The sequence below is a fragment of the Bradyrhizobium sp. SRS-191 genome (assembly GCF_024586915.1).
GTDB lineage: Bacteria > Pseudomonadota > Alphaproteobacteria > Rhizobiales > Xanthobacteraceae > Bradyrhizobium.
The window spans coordinates 72,667-91,025 of sequence record NZ_JANBVS010000015.1; the positions used below are offsets into that span (position 1 = coordinate 72,667).

General features: G+C 66.1%; 17 protein-coding genes. 6 read left to right on the top strand and 11 right to left on the bottom strand.

The window, feature by feature from the left end:
* The 3 genes from NLR35_RS24370 (at position 1) to NLR35_RS24380 (ending at position 1,860) form a co-directional block, all read left to right on the top strand.
* Positions 1-1,224, top strand: a complete 1,224-nt coding sequence (locus NLR35_RS24370; protein WP_257169070.1) for a cyclic nucleotide-gated ion channel — start codon at positions 1-3, stop codon at positions 1,222-1,224.
* A gap of 140 nt (positions 1,225-1,364) precedes the next feature.
* Positions 1,365-1,571, top strand: a complete 207-nt coding sequence (locus tag NLR35_RS24375) for a hypothetical protein (protein WP_257169071.1) — start codon at positions 1,365-1,367, stop codon at positions 1,569-1,571.
* The gene (locus NLR35_RS24380) at positions 1,564-1,860 is read left to right on the top strand and encodes a type II toxin-antitoxin system RelE/ParE family toxin (RefSeq protein WP_257169072.1); all 297 of its coding nucleotides are present in this window, start codon (positions 1,564-1,566) and stop codon (positions 1,858-1,860) included. The genes NLR35_RS24375 and NLR35_RS24380 overlap by 8 nt, the downstream gene beginning before the upstream one ends.
* A 15-nt stretch (positions 1,861-1,875) precedes the next feature.
* Here the strand turns inward: NLR35_RS24380 and NLR35_RS24385 are convergent, their stop codons facing one another.
* The 5 genes from NLR35_RS24385 to NLR35_RS24405 are packed head-to-tail and all read right to left on the bottom strand — an operon-like array spanning position 1,876 to position 7,894.
* Positions 1,876-2,121 carry a formate dehydrogenase subunit delta gene (locus NLR35_RS24385; protein WP_008961224.1) on the bottom strand — a complete coding sequence of 82 codons (246 nt, stop codon included), beginning with the start codon at positions 2,119-2,121 and terminating at the stop codon, positions 1,876-1,878.
* Positions 2,111-2,959 (bottom strand): formate dehydrogenase accessory sulfurtransferase FdhD, encoded by an 849-nt coding sequence (fdhD, locus tag NLR35_RS24390; RefSeq protein WP_257169073.1) that lies wholly within the window; start codon positions 2,957-2,959, stop codon positions 2,111-2,113. The genes NLR35_RS24385 and fdhD overlap by 11 nt, the downstream gene beginning before the upstream one ends.
* A 1-nt stretch (position 2,960) precedes the next feature.
* Positions 2,961-5,840, bottom strand: a complete 2,880-nt coding sequence (gene fdhF, locus NLR35_RS24395; protein ID WP_257169074.1) for a formate dehydrogenase subunit alpha — start codon at positions 5,838-5,840, stop codon at positions 2,961-2,963.
* 24 nt (positions 5,841-5,864) lie between these two features.
* Positions 5,865-7,421: an NADH-quinone oxidoreductase subunit NuoF gene (locus tag NLR35_RS24400; RefSeq protein ID WP_257169075.1), complete on the bottom strand. Its 1,557-nt coding sequence runs from the start codon at positions 7,419-7,421 to the stop codon at positions 5,865-5,867.
* Positions 7,418-7,894, bottom strand: coding sequence for a formate dehydrogenase subunit gamma (locus NLR35_RS24405; RefSeq protein WP_257169187.1), 477 nt, complete (start codon positions 7,892-7,894; stop codon positions 7,418-7,420). The genes NLR35_RS24400 and NLR35_RS24405 overlap by 4 nt, the downstream gene beginning before the upstream one ends.
* A 274-nt stretch (positions 7,895-8,168) precedes the next feature.
* Between NLR35_RS24405 and NLR35_RS24410 the strand changes: the two genes are divergently transcribed.
* Entirely contained in the window at positions 8,169-9,062 is an 894-nt protein-coding gene (locus tag NLR35_RS24410; protein WP_257169076.1) for a LysR family transcriptional regulator, read from the top strand.
* A 412-nt stretch (positions 9,063-9,474) separates the two neighbouring features.
* Positions 9,475-10,716 carry a YeeE/YedE family protein gene (locus NLR35_RS24415; protein ID WP_257169077.1) on the top strand — a complete coding sequence of 414 codons (1,242 nt, stop codon included), beginning with the start codon at positions 9,475-9,477 and terminating at the stop codon, positions 10,714-10,716.
* 12 nt (positions 10,717-10,728) lie between these two features.
* Here NLR35_RS24415 and NLR35_RS24420 read toward each other — a convergent pair whose 3' ends face one another.
* The 4 genes from NLR35_RS24420 to NLR35_RS24435 form a co-directional block, all read right to left on the bottom strand.
* Positions 10,729-11,034: an antibiotic biosynthesis monooxygenase gene (locus NLR35_RS24420; RefSeq protein WP_257169078.1), complete on the bottom strand. Its 306-nt coding sequence runs from the start codon at positions 11,032-11,034 to the stop codon at positions 10,729-10,731.
* Between the two features lie 172 nt (positions 11,035-11,206).
* A complete protein-coding gene (locus NLR35_RS24425; protein ID WP_257169079.1) occupies positions 11,207-11,719 on the bottom strand; it encodes an isoprenylcysteine carboxyl methyltransferase family protein in 513 nt (170 codons plus the stop codon).
* An 882-nt stretch (positions 11,720-12,601) separates the two neighbouring features.
* A complete protein-coding gene (locus NLR35_RS24430; RefSeq protein WP_257169080.1) occupies positions 12,602-14,926 on the bottom strand; it encodes a PAS domain-containing sensor histidine kinase in 2,325 nt (774 codons plus the stop codon).
* A gap of 209 nt (positions 14,927-15,135) precedes the next feature.
* Positions 15,136-16,449: a cation-efflux pump gene (locus tag NLR35_RS24435; RefSeq protein ID WP_257169081.1), complete on the bottom strand. Its 1,314-nt coding sequence runs from the start codon at positions 16,447-16,449 to the stop codon at positions 15,136-15,138.
* Between NLR35_RS24435 and NLR35_RS24440 the strand changes: the two genes are divergently transcribed.
* Positions 16,430-16,558 (top strand): hypothetical protein, encoded by a 129-nt coding sequence (locus NLR35_RS24440; protein ID WP_257169082.1) that lies wholly within the window; start codon positions 16,430-16,432, stop codon positions 16,556-16,558. The genes NLR35_RS24435 and NLR35_RS24440 overlap by 20 nt on opposite strands.
* Positions 16,559-16,632: 74 nt before the next feature.
* Here NLR35_RS24440 and NLR35_RS24445 read toward each other — a convergent pair whose 3' ends face one another.
* Positions 16,633-17,601, bottom strand: coding sequence for a zinc-binding dehydrogenase (locus NLR35_RS24445; protein ID WP_257169083.1), 969 nt, complete (start codon positions 17,599-17,601; stop codon positions 16,633-16,635).
* 137 nt (positions 17,602-17,738) lie between these two features.
* Positions 17,739-18,158 (bottom strand): CBS domain-containing protein, encoded by a 420-nt coding sequence (locus tag NLR35_RS24450; RefSeq protein WP_257169084.1) that lies wholly within the window; start codon positions 18,156-18,158, stop codon positions 17,739-17,741.
* Positions 18,159-18,359 lie beyond the last annotated feature (201 nt).

The window sequence follows — 18,359 nt, forward strand, 5'->3', positions numbered from 1 at the left end:
GTGCCGCTGCTCGGGCCGGGCGAGAGCGTTCGCAGCCCCGATCTGCGGGACCGGCTCTACGAGTTGCTCGAGCACGACCATCTGCCGAGCACGCACGGCTCGCGCTTCGTGCAGCTGATCGTGCTCGTCATTACGCTCGACGTGCTGGCGGTGGTGCTGGCGTCCGATCCGGACATTGCCGCCAGCTTCGGCTGGCCGCTGCGGCTGATCAAGATCACAGCACTGATCGTGTTCGCCGCCGAGTATGCCGCGCGGCTCTGGAGCGTCGCCGGCCACATGCCGAGGCGCCAATCGCCGTGGCGGGACCGCCTGGCCTACGCGCTCTCCGCGCTCGGCATCATCGACCTCTTGTCCTTCGTCCCGGCCACGATTGCGCTCGCGCTCGGCGACCGCGGCCTGGAAGCGGTCAGCATCGTCCTGCCGTTCCTCAAGCTGGTGCGCTATTCGCCGGCGCTGCGCTCGCTGTTGTCGGCCGTACAGGCCGAGCGCCGCACTCTGGTCGGTTGCCTCGTGATCCTGGCCGGCGCGGTGCTGCTGTTCGCCTCGCTGCTCTACGCCGTCGAGCGCGACGTGCAGCCGGACAAGTTCGGCACCATCCCGCATGCGATGTGGTGGGCGATCGTGACGCTCGGCACCGTCGGCTATGGCGACGTCGTGCCGGTGACGCCGCTCGGCCGCATCATCACCGTGGTCGCGATCATCTGGGGCTTTGCGATGATCGCGCTGCCGGTGGCCATCATCTCCACGGCGTTCGCCGAGGAGATCAAGCGGCGCGATTTCGTCGTCACCTGGGGCATGCTCGCCAAGGTGCCGCTGTTCTCGCATCTCAACGCCTCGGAGATTGCCGACATCATGCGGCTGCTCCGCGCCCGCACGATCGAATCCGGCGAGGTGCTGGTGCGGCGCGGCGATGCGGCGTCCTCGATGTATTTCATCACCGCGGGCGAGGTCGAGATCGAGCTGCCGACGCAATGCGTCAAGCTCGCCGACGGCACCTTCTTCGGCGAGATCGCGCTCCTGCACCGAACCAAGCGCTCCGGCACCGTCACCGCCACGCGCAAGACAAGGCTGCTGGTGCTGGACGCCCAGGATTTCCACGCCCTGATCGCCCGCATGCCGGCGCTGGCTGCGCATGTCAGGACCATCGCGAAAGCCCGCATGGCCGATTCCGGCGATCTCGCCATCGCGGAGCTATCGCAGGCCGAGCACGAGGATGAGGTGTGAGATCACACGCTGCCAGACCGGCGCGCTCCCTCTCCCCGTAAGAACGGCGAGAGGGAGCTGACCTCGCAAAATTGGGCGAAAGCTGTTATCTGTCTAAGAGGCGGCCCCCCCGGGGGGCGACGGTTTTCGGGAACAACGCCATGTCGCAAACCAAGATCGGTGTCGTGCCTTCAGCGTTGCCGCCCAGTGATGCGGAACTCGCGGAGTGGAATGGCTTGAGCCGCGAGGAGCAGATCGCTCGCTACCGGGAGTTCTTCGCGCATCCCGATTGCGAGAGGTTCACCGACGAATCTGCCGAAGATATTATCCTGGCTGCCCGGCAGCGCGCTGCGGCGCGCCGTGGGTAGCTACCGCCTGACCATTCGTGCGCGCGACCAGCTCGCACAAATCTACGATTATACAGAGACACATTTCGGTTCTTATCAGGCGGACGCTTACGCGTCCGGACTGATCAGAACTTTCGAGCTTCTCTCGGACTTCCCTGCAATCGGCCAATCAGCCGACGAATTTCGAGCGGGACTGCGACGGTTCCGCTTCCAAGCACACGTCGTCTACTACACGGTATCTATTGAAGCGGTCGAGATCCGAGGCGTGTTGCATCACGCGCGCCGGATCCGATCCAGCCTGTTCGATTGACGGCGTAGAGGCGCCTTACGCCTTCTCCTTCGCGACCGCCGCGTCCTTCAGCTTGCCGATCGCGTCTTTCACGGCGGGGTCGAGGCCTTCGCCGCCGGCGTCGTGATGCGCGTAGATGGTCTTGAGCATGCGCGGGTCCCAGAACTTCTTGATGTGCTCGGCGACGCCGGCAACCTCCTTGTCGCGGCCCTGGCTCTGGAAGAACTTTCCGATCTGGTTCGCCATGTAGACGAGGCGGTCGTGGGTGCTGCTATGCGACATGGGGCTTATCCGTCTGTGGTGATGGCGCGCGCGCCTCGGCGCTCGCGACGATGCGGTCGGGGTGGGTGAAGATTTCGAAGCCGTCGTTGCGGGCCACCGCAATCAGGGTGATGCCCGCGGCCTCGGCCATGCGGATGGCAAGCGCGGTCGGCGCGGAGACGGCGACCAAGACTGGCGCGCCCATCGCGGCGGCCTTCTGCACCAGCTCGACCGAGACGCGGCTGGTCATGATGACCAGGCCTTCGCTGGCCGTCTCGCGCGTCTGCGCGAGGTGGCCGGCGAGCTTGTCGAGCGCGTTGTGGCGGCCGACGTCCTCGCGAAGGGCGACGATGCCGCGGGCCGGAGTCCAGAACGCCGCGGCGTGTACGGCGCGGGTCTCGTGGTTGAGCTTCTGCAGCGGCTCAATCGCGGCCAGCGCAGTCATGATATCGCGCGGGGCGAAGCGCCGTCCTGCGGGCACATGCGCAGCGGGCCGCACCGCTTCGGCGAGGGAGTCGATGCCGCACAAGCCGCAGCCGGTGGGGCCGGCGATGTTGCGGCGGCGCTCGGCGAGGCGTTCGGCAAGCGCGTCGGGCAGCCACATCCGAAGCTCGATACCGTCATCGAGTTCGACGACATCGAGCGAGACGATGTCGTCGCGGCTCTTGATCAGACCTTCGTTGAGGCTGAAGCCGATGGCGAAGTCGGCAAGGTCCTGCGGCGTCGCCATCATGACAGCCTGGGTGCCGCCATTATAGGTCAGCGCGACCGCGGTCTCCTCCGGCACGCGGCGGTGGCCCTCGGTGAGGGCTCCGTCGCGCCAGACCAGACGATCCGCGATGCGCACTGCATCTGGCATGCTACTCCGCAGCCTCCACGATCGGGGCAATGCGGCGCGAGTTGCGGGCCTGCTCGTCATAGGCCTTCTGCCAGTCCGACGGGCCGTTGGACTGCGACACCTGCACCGCCGTGACCTTGTACTCCGGACAATTGGTCGCCCAATCGGAGTAGTCGGTGGTGATGACGTTGGCCTGGGTCAGCGGGTGGTGGAACGTGGTGTACACCACGCCCGGCGCCACGCGCTCCGAGATCAACGCGTGCAGCGTTGTCTCGCCGGCGCGGCTGGTCAGCCGCACCCAGTCGCCGTCGCGGATGCCGCGCTGCTCGGCGTCGTGCGGATGGATCTCCAGCACGTCCTCGCCATGCCACACCACGTTGTCGGTGCGCCGGGTCTGGGCGCCGACATTGTACTGCGACAGGATGCGCCCCGTCGTGAGCAGCAGCGGGAAGCGCGGGCCGGTGCGCTCGTCGGTCGCGACGTACTCGGTGACGACGAACTTGCCCTTGCCGCGGACGAAGCCGTCGACATGCATGATCGGCGAGCCCTCGGGATACTTCTCGTTGCAGGGCCACTGCACCGAGCCCATCTCCTCGAGCTTCTGGTAGGAGACGCCGGTGAAGGTGGGCGTCAACGCCGCGATCTCGTCCATGATCTCGGAGGGATGATTGTACGTCATCTCGAAGCCCATTGCCTTGGCGAGGCCGATCGTGACCTCCCAGTCGGCGAGGCCATTGCGCGGGGTCATCACCTTGCGGACGCGCTGGATGCGGCGCTCGGCGTTGGTGAAGGTGCCGTCCTTCTCGAGGAAGGTCGAGCCGGGCAGGAAGACGTGGGCGTAGTTGGCGGTCTCGTTCAGGAACAGGTCCTGCACGATGACGCACTCCATCGACGACAGCGCCTGCACGACGTGGCTGGTGTTCGGATCGGACTGCAGGATGTCCTCGCCCTGCACGTAGAGGCCCTTGAAGGTGCCGTCGATCGCGGAGTCGAACATGTTCGGGATGCGCAGGCCCGGCTCAGGGTTGAGCTTGACGTTCCACATCGCCTCGAACTGGTCGCGCACCGCGTCGCCCGAGATGTGCCTGTAGCCCGGCAGCTCGTGCGGGAACGAGCCCATGTCGCAGGAGCCCTGTACGTTGTTCTGGCCGCGCAGCGGATTCACGCCGACGCCGCGGCGGCCGATATTTCCGGTGGCCATCGCGAGGTTGGCGATCGCGATCACCGTGGTCGAGCCCTGGCTGTGCTCGGTGACACCCAGGCCGTAATAGATCGCGCCGTTGCCGCCCTTGGCGTAGAGCCGGGCCGCGCCGCGGATCGCTTCCGGGTCGACGCCGGAGATGCTGGCGATCGCCTCGGGGCTGTTCTTCTCCAGGGCAACGAACTCGGCCCAGTCCTGGAACTCGCTCCAGTCGCAGCGCTCGCGCACGAAGGTCTCGTTGACGAGGCCCTCGGTGACGATGACATGCGCCAGCGCGGTCAGGATGGCGACGTTGGTGCCGGGTAGCAGCGGCAGATGATAGTCGGCCTTGATATGCGCCGACTTCACCAGGTCGATCTTGCGCGGATCGACCACGATCAGCTTGGCGCCCTGGCGCAGCCGCTTCTTCATGCGCGAGCCGAACACCGGATGCGCGTCGGTCGGGTTGGCGCCGATCACCATGATGACGTCGCTGTCCTCGACCGAGTCGAAGTCCTGCGTGCCGGCCGAGGTGCCGAAGGTGGTGGCGAGGCCGTAGCCGGTCGGCGAGTGACAGACGCGGGCGCAGGTGTCGACATTGTTGTTGCCGAAGCCGGCGCGGACCAGCTTCTGCACCAGATAGGTTTCTTCGTTGGTGCAGCGGGACGAGGTGATGCCGCCGATCGAGTCGCGGCCATACTTGGCCTGGATGCCGCGCATCTTCTGCGCCGCGAAGGTGAAGGCCTCGTCATAGGAGACCTCGCGCCAGGGCTGGTCGATGGTTTCGCGGATCATCGGCTTGAGGATGCGCTCCTTGTGGGTCGCATAGCCATAGGCGAAGCGGCCCTTGACGCAGGAATGGCCGCGATTGGCCTTGCCGTCCTTGTAGGGCACCATGCGCACGATCTCCTCGCCGCGCATCTCCGCCTTGAAGGTGCAGCCGACGCCGCAATAGGCGCAGGTGGTGACCGCCGAATGCTCGGGCTGGCCGATCTCGATGACGCTCTTCTCGGTCAGGGTCGCGGTCGGGCAGGCCTGCACGCAGGCGCCGCAGGACACGCACTCGGAGCCGAGGAAGCTCTCGCTCATGCCCGGCGAGACCCGGCTGTCGAAGCCGCGGCCGGAGATCGTCAGCGCGAACGTGCCTTGCACCTCCTCGCAGGCGCGGACGCAGCGCGAGCAGACGATGCACTTCGACGGATCGTAGGTGAAATAGGGGTTCGACTCGTCCTTCGGCAGCCAGGCCGGATTGGCCTCGCCGCAGGCGTCGGCGAACACGTGGTTCTCACCCTGGTTGCCGTAGCGCACGTCGCGCAGGCCGACCGCGCCGGCCATGTCCTGCAGCTCGCAATCGCCATTGGCGGCGCAGGTGAGACAGTCGAGCGGATGGTCGGAGATGTAGAGCTCCATCACGCCCTTGCGCAGCTTCTTCAGCCGCTCGGTCTGGGTATGGACGACGAGGCCCGCGGCGACCGGCGTGGTGCACGAGGCCGGCGTGCCGGCGCGGCCCTCGACCTCGACGAGGCAGAGGCGGCAGGAGCCGAAGGCGTCGACCATGTCGGTCGCGCACAGCTTCGGGATCTGCGTGCCCGCCTCCATGGCCGCGCGCATGATCGAGGTGCCCTCGGGAACTGTGATGCTCTGGCCGTCGATGGTGAGCGTCACCATCTTCTCGGACTTGGAGAGCGGGGTGCCGTAATCGGTTTCGTGGATGAGCGACATGGCTGTGTCCTTATTCCCGAATGTCTATTCCGCAGCCTGCAGGCGCGGTTGCTGAGGACCGAAATCCTCGCGGAAATGTTTCAGCGCCGAGAGCACAGGGTAGGGCGTGAAGCCGCCGAGTGCACAGAGCGATCCGAGCTTCATAGTGCCGCAGAGGTCCTCGACGAGAGCGATGTTCTCAGACACGCGCTCGCCGCGGCGGATCTTGTCGATGGTCTCGGCGCCGCGCGTCGAGCCGATGCGGCAGGGCGTGCACTTGCCGCAGGATTCGATGGCGCAGAACTCCATCGCGAAGCGCGCCTGCTTCGACATGTCGACGGTGTCGTCGAATACGACGATGCCGCCATGGCCGATCAGGCCTTCCTTGGCGGCGAACGCCTCGTAGTCGAACGGCGTGTCGAACAGCGCGCGCGGGAAGTAGGCCCCGAGCGGACCGCCGACCTGCACTGCGCGCACGGGACGCCCGGTGAAGGTGCCGCCGCCGATGTCGTCGACGAGATCGCCGAGCGTGATGCCGAACGCGGTCTCGAACAGGCCGCCGAACTTCACATTGCCGGCGATCTGGATCGGCATCGTGCCGCGCGAGCGTCCCATGCCGAAATCGGCATAGGCCTTGGCGCCCTCGTCGAGGATGAAGGGGATCGCAGCGAACGACAGCAGGTTGTTGACCACCGTCGGCTTGCCGAACAGGCCGTGATGGGCGGGCAGCGGCGGCTTGGCGCGGACAATGCCGCGCTTGCCTTCGAGGCTCTCCATCAGCGCGGTCTCTTCGCCGCAGACATAGGCGCCGGCGCCGGTGCGGACCTCGAGCTCAAACGTGTAGTTCGAGCCCGCGATCTTGTCGCCGAGCAGGCCGGCTTGCCTCGCGATGTCGATCGCCTTGGCCATGGTTGCGATCGCGTGCGGATATTCCGAGCGCGTATAGATGTAGCCCTTGGTGGCGCCCACCGCGATGCCGCAGATGGTCATGCCTTCGATCAGCACGAAGGGATCGCCTTCCATCAGCATGCGGTCGGCGAAGGTGCCGCTGTCGCCTTCGTCGGCGTTGCAGATGACGTATTTGCGGTCCGCCGCGGTCTGCGACACCGTCTTCCACTTGACGCCGGTCGGGAAGCCCGCGCCGCCGCGGCCGCGCAGGCCCGACGTCGTGACCTCGGCAATCACCGCGTCCGGCGACAGCGTCAGCGCGCGCGTCAGGCCCTTGTAGCCGCCATGGGCGCGATAGTCGTCGAGCGACAAGGGATCGATGATGCCGCAGCGCGCGAAGGTGAGGCGGGTCTGCCGCTTCAGCCAAGGGATCTCCTCTGTCAGGCCGAGCGAGAGCTTGTGCGATTTGTCATCGATGATGGCGTCGAGCAGCGACGGCGCGTCGTCAGCCGTGACGGGGCCGAAGCCGAAGCGGCCCTGCGCCGTCTCCAGCTCGACCAGCGGCTCCAGCCAGTACAACCCACGCGAGCCGTTGCGGACGATTTCAAGTTCGACCTTCCGCTCCAGCGCCGCCTTGTGCAGCGCGTGGGCGACCTCATCAGCGCCGACGGCGAGCGCGCCGGCATCACACGGGACAAAAAGACGCACGCTCATCGCTGGGCCTCCGAGACGAGAGCATCGATCCGGGCTTCATCGAGCCGGCCGACCAGCCGGCCGTCGATCATGGCCGAGGGCGCGGTGGCGCACAGGCCGAGGCAGTAGATCGGCTCGAGCGTGACGCGCTCATCCGATGTGGTGTTACCCATGGCGATCCCAAGCTTGGCCTCGGCACGCGCAGCGAGCGCATCGCCACCAGCGGCCTGGCAGGCCTCGGCACGGCACAGCTTCAGCACGTGACGGCCGGCCTTCTTGGCGCGGAAATCATGGTAGAACGTGAACACGCCGTAAACCTCGGCGCGAGACAAATTGAGCGTGGATGCAATCATCGGCAGGGCATCCTCCGGCACGTAGCCGAACGCCTCCTGCAACGCATGGAGGATCGGCAAGGTTGCTCCCTCCATCCTGCTATGTTCAGCGATGATCTCGGCGCCGCGCGCCGCATCCCAACTCTCGTACATCGGCGTCATCTTGGGCGTCATCCTGATCCCGATTCTGCGTTGCAAGCGTTTCTCATATCCAAGTTGGAATTGCTCAAGATATCAATAAAGCAGTCCCGTGCTGCGATAGCGAAACGCAATCGTGAGATAGCTAGAAGTTGACGAAAAACAGGCCTTCGCGCGACCGGCTTGCGGCCGCGTTTTACCGTGTCCGTGCCCCCCTCGCCGTGATAGGGTTTCATCCTGTCCGGAGGCGCCCAAAACGTGCGGAACCGGGCCATTCAACCCGGGGAAGGCCGACCTCTTGATCGACAAGCTCGAACTGCTGCTGGCACTCGCCAAGGAGCGCCATTTCGGCCGCGCCGCGGAGACGTGCGGGGTCACCCAGCCGACGATGTCGACCAGCATCAAGCAGCTCGAGGAGATCCTCGGCGTCATGCTGGTGCAGCGGGGATCGCGGTTCCAGGGTTTTACCCCCGAGGGCGAGCGCACGCTGGACTGGGCCCGGCGCATCGTCGGCGACTTCCGCGCGATGCGGCAGGAGATCAACGGCCTCAAGGACAAGCTGTCGGGCGAGATCCGCATCGCTGCGGTTCCGACGGTGCTCGGCATGGTGGCGTCGCTGACGACGCCGTTCCGCGCCAAGCATCCGGAGGTCCGGTTCCGCATCATGTCGTGCACGTCGGCGGATGTGCTCGGCCTCTTGGAGAACCTCGAGGTCGATGCCGGGCTGACCTACATCGAGAACGAGCCGATCGGCCGCGTCAGAACCATCCCGCTGTACAACGAGAGCTACCGCCTGCTGACCGCGCCGGACGCCATGTTCGGCGATCGCGACCAGGTGACCTGGCAGGAAGTGGGGCAGGTGCCGCTGTGCCTGCTGACGCCGGACATGCAGAACCGCCGCATCATCGACCGCGCGCTGAAGGCCGCCGGCAACGAGGTCACGCCGACGCTGACCTCGAACTCGCTGCTCGTGCTCTACACCCATGTGAAGACCGGCCGCTGGGCCAGCGTGATGCCGGCCAAGCTCGCCGAAACGTTGGGGCTCGCCGACAAGGTGCGCTCGATCCCGATCATCGACCCCGTGATCAACTATCAGATCGGCCTCGTCATCCCGCAACGCGACCCGATGACCCCGCTGATCGCCTCGCTGGTGCAGATCGCGCGCGAGGTCGCGCCCACATTGCAGGCGTGAAGCGCGACCGCTATCTGCGAGGCTCAAGGCTGGCCTCACGGCGGTCGACCCGACGTCGAGCAGGCGGCCCCTTGATTGACCCGCTGCGCTCGCAATGAGGAGCGGGGCTGGGATCTCCCCACTCCAGCTGTCATCGCCCGGCTTGACCGGGCGATCCAGTACGCCGAGACGTTCGTGAGTCCACCGAGAGGCCGCGGCGTACTGGATGCCCGCCTGCGCGGGCATGACAGCGAGGTTGAACCACAGCCGTCATTGCGAGCGAGCGCAGCGACGCAATCCAGGCTCATACAGCACGACTGGATGCTTCGGTTCGGGGGACGTACACCCCGGCGTTTTGATCGGCGTCGCCAGGGTGGAACAGCCCGGAGCAGCAGCTGTTAGCCCGGGACAGATCATCGCCCTCGGAACCGATATGACCGACCTCTCCATCGATGCCCGGCTGCTCGCGCCGGACAATCACCGCAACCGCTCGAACAGGCCGGTCGTCGCCGTCGCCGCTGCGGCCTTGATCCTCGGCGCGCTGGTGCTGGGCGCTGCGATCACCTGGCGGCAGGGTGCGCTGTTTCTGGTCGGCGGGGCGCTCGGGCTGTCGCTGTACCACGCGCTGTTCGGCTTCACCTCGGCCTGGCGCGTCTTCATCGTCGCGCGTCGCGGCGCCGGCCTGCGGGCGCAGATGGTGATGCTTGCAATCGCCGTCATCCTGTTCTTCCCGGCGCTCGCCCACGGCACGCTGTTCGGCCAGCCGGTGCACGGCGAATATGGCGCGGTCGGCATCGGTATGCTCACCGGCGCGTTCCTGTTCGGCCTGGGCATGCAGATGGGCGGCGGCTGCGCGTCAGGGACGCTCTACACCGCGGGCGGCGGCAACACGCGAATGCTGGTGACGCTCGCCGCCTTCATCGTCGGCTCGACGATCGGCGCGCGGCACCTGCCGTGGTGGAGCGCGCAGCCGAACATCGGCGCGGTGTCGCTGATCGACAAGCTCGGCTGGATGCCAGCGCTGATCGTCTGCCTCGTCGTGATGGCCGGGATCTACGTGTTCACCCTCCAGGTCGAAACCCACAGTCATGGTGCAATCGAGCCGGGCGTCCGCACCGAGCTCACCGGCGCCAGGCGCTTTCTACAGGGCCCATGGCCGCTGCTGTGGGGCGCCGTCGCGCTCGCGCTCGGCAATTTCGCGACGTTGTTTCTCGCCGGCCGTCCCTGGGGCATCACCTCCGCTTTCGCGTTGTGGGGATCGAAGATCGCGATGGCGCTCGGCGTTGACGTCGCGTCCTGGGGCTATTGGCAGGGCGCCCGCGCGGCGTCGCTGCAGCAGAGCATCTTCGCCGATATCACCTCGGTGATGGATTTCGGCATCATGCTCGGCGCGCTGCTCGCCGCGGGCCTCGCCGGCAAATTCCATCCGACCTGGCGCCTGCCGCTGCCGTCGCTGCTCGCCGCCATCATCGGCGGCTTGCTGCTCGGCTACGGCGCGCGTCTCGCCTATGGCTGCAACATCGGCGCTTACTTCAGCGGCATCGCTTCGGGCAGCCTGCATGGCTGGTGCTGGTTCGTCGCGGCCTTCATCGGCAACATGATCGGCACGCAGTTGCGGCCGCTGTTCGGGCTCACCGTCGAGCGCGGGCCCGTACCGGCGGCGAAGCCTGCCTGAGGCGATCTTGCATTAGTCGATGCGCAGCTCGTATTGCGCGGCGTGTGTTTCATAGCGGCTGAGCAGCACGCGCGCCGCCGGCGGCACCACCGCTTCCTTCGCCGGCCCGGCGAAGCGGACGACGGCGTCGTCGTCGCTGAACCTCATGATCGTCACGAACTCGACCTCGGTGTCGAGGGACCGGCGCAGCAGCTCGATGCCGATGAACCCTGGGATCGCGCGATCCTTGATGCCCGGAAAGATCGTCGACCGCAGCAACTCCTCATAGGCATCGGCATCCGCCGGCGCGGTCCAGCCGCGCCAAATACGCTTGAGCATCATTGATTCCTTCAGGTGCGATCGTGGTCGCCCCGGGAATCGCACAGCCTGCGGTTCTGGACTTGCTCAAAATTGCGATTCTGAGGTTTGGATCTCGAAACGGCGCGTCGCAGAGCAGGGCACGCCGCTCTCTTTGATCCGTGTCCCTTGCGCTTCGTGCAGCCCGCCGCGGTCAATACGCCGCAAACGTGTCGTGCATGATCTTCTCCTCCTGCCGGATGCGCAGCGTCAACGGCACGGCATAGATGATCAGTCCGGCAACGAGCGTGAAATAGGCGTGCAGTGTCAGCGCGTAGCCGATCAGCTCGGGCAGGATGTTGAGGAAGTAGTTCGGATGGCGGACGATCCGGAACAACGGGTGCGTCACCAGCGCGTGGTCGCGGGCGATCATCAGCTTGACGGTCCAGAACCGTCCGAGCAGTTGCGACACCACCAGCAGCATCGCCGCGCCGAACAGGTAAATCACGAATCCGATGATGCTGACGGCATCAACCGGTGCGTCGCGGACGAGGCCCTCGGCTGTCGCCGCGAGATAAAAGGCGACATGAGCGATCGCGAGCCAGCGCGACACGGAGGCGCCGTATTCGGTCGCGCCCCCGGCGCGCAGCCGCTTCTCGTTGCGGATCGAAACGGCGAGCATGGCGAAGCGGTAGGCGAAGGCGGCGACGATGAAGGCGATGATCACACGGAGGGTCCTCTGATGACTGTAGATGGATACCTATAACCTGTGTCGTCGCGATGATGAAAGCAGGCTGATTTGGCCGACGGGCAGAGTGTCCATGCCGCGCGCGAGCCGATCGAGCTGCCCAGCGCCGTCAGAGCCTGCGCGCTGCGCTGAAGTTCGCGAATGTTTTCAACGCGCGACTCGCTGTCCAGATGAGAGATGAAAAATATTCTGCTTTTCAGAACATTTGCAACGTGTTGAATTGGGCGCATCCCGCCTCATGCAAAGGGGCGTTGCGCGCGATCGTCACGACACGCGAGGCGGGGATGCGGTGGCCGCGAGGGATCGCAGCGTCGTCTTGCGACGGCGCCGACGAACGATGCTCTCGCGGACGTGAAGTCGCAGCGGCCTGACACCCCGAAGCTGGTGTCCAGCGCAATGCGCAAGCATTGTCGCGGCATGGTGGCCAACAAGCCCGGCGCACCAGGGCGACTGCGTATAAGCGTGAAACCCATCGCGCAGGGAAGGCCGGGTTTGTCCGGCTGCACCTGTGGTACCTGCCGCCTGCATTCTTTTTCGCAGGCGGGCCGCAGGCGTCAGCCGACGCCTGGCCTTCCCTGCGCCCTTTGCAACTCAGAGGGCATGACTGATCGCATCACTCGGGCATCATGTGCCGCGAGAATGCGCGGTCATGTCCAGTTCTGTCGATGCGCCGGGTCCATGGTTTTTCGAGATGTCAATCCGATCCTCAGGTGTCGTCCCGGGCTTGACCCGGGACCCATACGCCGCGGCGGAGATGAGGTGCGGGATGGTCGACGAGCGTGCCTCGCGCGACGGCCTGGGGCTATGGGTCCCGGGTCAAGCCCGGGACGACAGCGGTGGTTGTTGATGCAGCCGGGCCGCTCACGCCGCGACCGAGATGCTCGCCGTGGCCTTGTACGCGTCGCGGGGCAGGGTGACGCGGACGACGGTGCCGCATTCGAGGCGGGAGCGCAGGCGCATCGAGCCGCCGTGCAGCTGGGCCAGCGAGCGGGCGATCGCCAGGCCAAGGCCGGAGCCGTGATAGGTCTTGGTCATCTGGCTCTCGACCTGCTCGAACGGGCGGCCGAGCCGGGCCAGCGACTGCGCGGGGATGCCGATGCCGGTGTCGGCGATGATCAGCACGACCTTGTCCTCGAACACCCGGCTGCGCATCGTGACGCGGCCGCCTTCGGGCGTGAACTTCACCGCGTTCGACAGCAGATTGACCATGATCTGCTTGGTGGCGCGGCGGTCGGCGATGACGGGGATGCTGCCCTCGATGTCGGCGTCGAGCACCAGGCTCTTGTCCTGGGCGCGGCCGGAGACGACGCGCAGCGACTCCGCCAGCGTCTTGGCGAGGTCCAGCGGCTCCATGTCGAGCTTCATGCGGCCGGCCTCGATCTTCGACATGTCCAGGATGTCGTTGATCACTTCGAGCAGATACTGACCCGAGGTCAGGATGTCGTGGCAATATTCCTGGTACTTCTCCGAGCCGAGCGAGCCGAACATGCCGCTGCCCATGATCTCGGAGAAGCCGATGATGGCGTTGAGCGGCGTGCGCAGCTCGTGGCTCATATTGGCGAGGAATTTCGACTTGGTCTGGTTGGCTTCCTCGGCCCTTGTCTTCTCCTGCGAGTACTTTTCCGCGAGGTCGGCGAGCTCGATCGCCTGGCGCTCCAGCGCCGTCTGCGATCGCTGCAGGTCGATGACGGTGGCGCGCAGGCGCAGATCGTTGTCGACGAGCTTCTGCTCGTGCTCCTTGATCCGGGTGATGTCGGTGCCGACCGAAACGTAGCCGCCGTCCTTGGTTCGCCGCTCGGAGATGTGCAGCCAGCTGCCGTCGTCGAGCTGCGCCTCAAAGGTGCGTCCGCCCTGTGCCTGCTGGCTGTTGTCGTGCAGCCGTGTGCGGATCTCCGGCATCTTGCCGACCTCGATCACGGTCTCGTAGGAGGTGCCGGGGGTCACCGCGGAGTCCGGCAGCTTGTGCAGCTTCTGGAAGTGCGAGTTGCACAGCACGAGGCGGTTGTTGGAGTCCCACAGCACGAAGGCTTCCGAGATCGTCTCGATCGCGTCGCGCAGCCGCAGATCGGCCTCGACGGTCTTCTCGACCAGGCTCTTCTGCTCGGTGACGTCGACGGCGATGCCGATCAGATGCAGGCCGGAGTCGGTGGTGCCCTGGCTCAGCTCGCAACGCACGCGCAGCCAGATCCAGTGGCCCTCGGTGTGGCGCATCCGGAAGCTCTGGTCGATGTGGCGGAGTTCGCCGGCGACGAGCTGGTCGGCGATCGCGAACAGGTCGATGTCATCGGAGTTCACCAGCGCATTGACTTCGCCGAAGGTGAGCAGGTCAGTGCGGTTGTCGAGGCCGAGCATTGCGAACATCGAGTTCGACCAGAAGATCCGGCCGCGCGACAAGTCCCAGTCCCACAGCCCGCAGCGGCCGCGGTTCAGCGCGGTGTCGATGCGGCCGCGCACGGCGTCGTTGATCAGGTCGCCTTCGCGAGCCCGCGTCGACTGCCAGTGGAAGGCGAAGCCCAGGATCAGCACGACGAAGCCTGTCGTCGCCGACAGCGTGATCGACAGCGCTGCGTCCGAGCCCCAGATCGGCTCGATCTTCTCCTGGATGATGACGACGCGGCCCGGCAGGCTCTTGATCAGCTGCGAGACAGCGAAGGCCGGACGGCCGTTCGGCAAGGTGATCTCGGTGACGGCGCCCTGCAGGCCCGGCGTGGCCAGGAGTTGCGCGGTCGAGATCAGGTCGAGGATGCGGTCGTTCTCGCCGAGGCCGGCATCCACCGGGACCCGGGCGAGGATGCGGTGGTCGGCGCCGGTCACGATGACATGGCGGCCCGGCGCGACGCCCCAGGCCGGGATCAGGTCAGGCAGCAGCGTCTGCAGATGCTCGATATTGGCCATGCGGTCGGGCCGCATCGCCAGATAGCCGATGCGGTCGGCGAGCAGGTCCGAGATCGCGGCAAGGTCGCGCTTGGTCGCGCCACGCTTCTGCCGGCTGTGATCGAGCACCTGGACGAAGGCGCCGAGGCAAATGGTGACGAGAAAGGCGATGATCAAAGTGGGGACAGCACGACGCAATACCGGCTCAGCAGTCAGCAGCCTTTGATAGGCCGGTTTCGCGATCGATTGCGCCAACCCTTTGATTGAATCAGAAGATTGGACGCACGCGTTCGCGGCATGCGCACGCGCCATGCTGTAGACCCCCGAAACTTCCTGGATTACCCGAATTTCGAAAGAGCCCCAGCCGCTTCCGAATCAAGTTGATTTGAATCCAGATTTGTCGGGCTGTCGAGAGTCAACGATTTGGCAAAAGCTAATAAATCTTATCCAATGCGGAGTCGCGGTGACAAAAAATTGGCGAGATGAGTCCGAAGCAAGAACACCGCGTGACTTTTACGGCTTCAGCCGTGCGGCGGCTCGGCATGGCTGATGACGCGCTTCACGGTCGGGAAGGCGCGCCGCAGGCCGCGCTCGATGTGATCGACATTGTCGTGCACCTTGAGCACGCTCATCGACGGCGCCGCCCGGCAATGGAAGTTGACGATCTCGCCGGCCTCGGTGTTGCGGACCCGGACATTGTGCACGTCGTACATGTCGGTCTCGGCGGCGAAGCGTTGCAGGGCCTCGGCGATGATGGCGACGCGCTCGATGGGAGCGTCGATGCCGAACGGCAGCTCCGGCTCGAGCGGCTCGATATGGGTGTCGACCTCGACGTCGGCGCCGAACTCGTCGCGGATCGAGCGCTCCAGCTCGTGCGCGATCGCATGCGCGGCGACCAGGCTCATGTCGCCGTCGACCTCGAGGTCGATCGCGACGATCAGACGGCCGCCGACGTCGTGGACTGTCACGTGATGGATCGCGAGTCCGGAATTGCGCGCGATGACCATGATGCGTTCGCGCACGCTCTCATTGCTCAGCGCCACCGGCACGGTGGTGAAGGTGACGTCGGCGCCGGACAGGCTGACATCGACCGCAGCCTGCGCGTCGCGCTTGATCTCGTGGACCCGGTCGATCGGATAGGTGCGCGGCACCTGCACGGTGGCGTCGACGAAATGGGTGGCGCCGACGAGCCGCACGCGGAGGCGCTCGACGTCGACGACGCCGGGGACCGAACGGATCGCGGCATCGGCCTTCTCGGCGGCGCCGTCCGGCGCGCGGTCGAGCAGGGTTTCGACGGTCGAGCGCGCCAGCCTGAGACCGAGCACGGAGATCATCACGGCAACCGCGACGGCGGCGGCGGAGTCCCCCCACCAGAAGCCGAGCGCGGTGAGGACGAGGCCGGCGATGACCGCGATCGAGCCGAGCACGTCGGAGGCGAAATGCAGCGCGTCGGCGGCGAGCGCCTGGCTGTGGGTCTCGTGCGCGGCGCGGTGCAGCGCGCGGGCGCGCCAGAAATTGACGGCGATGTCGATCAGCAGCACGACGAACGGGATCGCCGACAGCGACGGCGGCGGCGCCGCCTCGCGCAGCCGGCTCACGGATTCGACCAGCACGCCGCCGGCCAGCACGTAGAGCAGGGCGATGACGCCGAGCGCCGACAGGCTCTCGAGCTTGCCGTGGCCGTAATGATGTTCGTCATCGGCCGGCCGGTCCGATACCCGAACGACCATCCAGGTGATGACCGTGGCGACGACGTCGACGCCGCTGTGCAGCGCCTCGGAGATCAGCGCGAGGCTGCCGATCAGGATGCCGACGATGAACTTCGCCGCCGCCATGCTGGCGCTCGCCGCGATCGAGATCGCGGCGACGCGGGCTTTCCCGGAATGGATGGGGGAGTCGGCATCGCTCATGGCCGCGGATGTAGCAGCCGAGGCTCTGCCGTGAAAGCCGGGATCGCGCGGCATATGTGCATGAGCCGCGCACTGTTTCGATTGCGTCTAAATGTCAGGAGCTCGCGCTCACAAGGTCACCACGATCTTGCCGAGATGTTTGTTCGCTTCCATGTGCGCGAACGCCGCGCCGATGTCATCGAAGGCGAACACGCGGTCGATCGGCAGGCCCAGAGTCCGGGTTTCCACGGAGCTCCAGATGTCGGCCTTCACCTCGGCGAAGATCGCGCGGATCTCCTCGATCGAGCGGGTGCGGAAGGTGACGCCGACATAGCTGATGCGGCGTGCGGCGTGCAGGTCGAAGTTGAAATCGGCATGCGTGCCGCCGAGACGGCCGACATTGACGATGCGGCCGAGCACCCTGGTTGCGGCGAGATTCTGGTTGGCGACCTGGCCCGAGACCTGGTCGATGATGAGATCGACGCCCTCACCATTCGTGGCCTCGAGCACCTGCTTGACCCAGGCGGGATCGCGGGAGTCGATCGCGAGATCGGCGCCGAACTCCTTGAGCCGTCCGCGGCGCATGGCATCGGTCGAGGAGCCGATCACCAGCGAAGCGCCCTTGAGCTTGGCGATCTGCATCGCCATCAGGCCGACACCGGAGCTCGCGCCCTGCACCAGCACGGTTTGCCCCGCCTGCAGCGCGCCGTTGGTGACGACGGCATTGTGCATCGTGGTCAGCGCGATCGGCAGCGTCGCGGCCTCGTCGAAGTTCATGTTCGACGGCGCATGAAACAGCCGGCCATGATCGGCGAGGGTGTATTCGGCAAACGCGGCAGCGCCCGAGCCCATCACGCGGTCGCCGACCTTCACGCCCTTCGCATCAGGTCCGAGCTCGGCCACTTCGCCGGCCCATTCCATGCCGAGCACGGTGCCGACGCCGCCGGCGGCGCCATGCACATGGCCCTTGGTCATGCCGAGGTCGGCGCGGTTGAGCCCGCAGGCACGCACGCGGATCAGAACCTGCGTGCCCTTCGGCACGGGCTTGGCGATGTCGGTGATCGCGGCGCCCTGGGCGCCATAGACATAGGCTTTCATCGCAAGGAATCCTGTCGGAGTGAAACGAGCCGCAACCCGAACGTTGCTGCTCTCTGTTGCGCACCGCCTAGCAGGCGGCGCGCTGATCCGACAAGTCTGCGGTGGCAGCGGAACGGTTCCGCCGGCCGGGATCCCGATCAGGCGGCGGCGGACGCTTCCGCGTCGTCGAACGCCGAGGAGACGTCGCGCATGCTGATGACGCCGGCGAGCGCGAAGTCGACGATGACGGGCAGGTGGCGGATGTGATGCACGTTCATCAAATGGCGGACATGCTCGAGCGAGTCCTCGGTGCTGCAGGAGATCAGCCGCTGCGGCGAGATCAGCTGCGAGACCTTCATGGTGACGCCGGCTGCGCCGTGCTCGGCGATCGCGCGGACGACGTCACGCTCGGTGAACATGCCGGCGGCGGTGTTGCCTTCCGTGCGGACGACGTCCTTGACGACGAGGGCACTGACATTGCTGGCGCGCATCAGCTGCGCCGCAACGCCGACGGTCTCGTTCATTCGCACCGTGATCACGCGCGCCGTCTTGTTGCGCAGGATGTCTCCGACCTTCATGGCACCCTCCCGTTGGTTCATCGTTGGTGGCTGAAGTCTGGTATACGTTATGCCAGATGTCAATGCAGTCAGACCGCTTTTTGTCTGTCCGATCACCGAAAAAACACGTCAGTGACACTGCCGGAGCGCGGCGATCCGGCCGCGGCGTTTCGTGTCGGCGCAAAAAAAGAGGCGCACCGGGGTGCGCCTCTGGAAGTCGCG

Bases quoted from the DNA above. Each gene is read 5' to 3' on its own strand.
- NLR35_RS24435 (WP_257169081.1), bottom strand. From the start codon at position 16,449: ATGGCGGCGGCGAAGTTCATCGTCGGCATCCTGATCGGCAGCCTCGCG.
- NLR35_RS24450 (WP_257169084.1), bottom strand. From the start codon at position 18,158: ATGAAGGTCGGAGACATCCTGCGCAACAAGACGGCGCGCGTGATCACG.
- NLR35_RS24440 (WP_257169082.1), top strand. From the start codon at position 16,430: ATGAACTTCGCCGCCGCCATGCTGGCGCTCGCCGCGATCGAGATCGCG.
- fdhD (WP_257169073.1), bottom strand. From the start codon at position 2,959: ATGCCAGATGCAGTGCGCATCGCGGATCGTCTGGTCTGGCGCGACGGA.
- fdhF (WP_257169074.1), bottom strand. From the start codon at position 5,840: ATGTCGCTCATCCACGAAACCGATTACGGCACCCCGCTCTCCAAGTCC.
- NLR35_RS24420 (WP_257169078.1), bottom strand. From the start codon at position 11,034: ATGCTCAAGCGTATTTGGCGCGGCTGGACCGCGCCGGCGGATGCCGAT.
- NLR35_RS24405 (WP_257169187.1), bottom strand. From the start codon at position 7,894: ATGACGCCGATGTACGAGAGTTGGGATGCGGCGCGCGGCGCCGAGATC.
- NLR35_RS24415 (WP_257169077.1), top strand. From the start codon at position 9,475: ATGACCGACCTCTCCATCGATGCCCGGCTGCTCGCGCCGGACAATCAC.
- NLR35_RS24430 (WP_257169080.1), bottom strand. From the start codon at position 14,926: ATGGCGCGTGCGCATGCCGCGAACGCGTGCGTCCAATCTTCTGATTCA.
- NLR35_RS24375 (WP_257169071.1), top strand. From the start codon at position 1,365: ATGTCGCAAACCAAGATCGGTGTCGTGCCTTCAGCGTTGCCGCCCAGT.
- NLR35_RS24400 (WP_257169075.1), bottom strand. From the start codon at position 7,421: ATGAGCGTGCGTCTTTTTGTCCCGTGTGATGCCGGCGCGCTCGCCGTC.
- NLR35_RS24445 (WP_257169083.1), bottom strand. From the start codon at position 17,601: ATGAAAGCCTATGTCTATGGCGCCCAGGGCGCCGCGATCACCGACATC.
- NLR35_RS24385 (WP_008961224.1), bottom strand. From the start codon at position 2,121: ATGTCGCATAGCAGCACCCACGACCGCCTCGTCTACATGGCGAACCAG.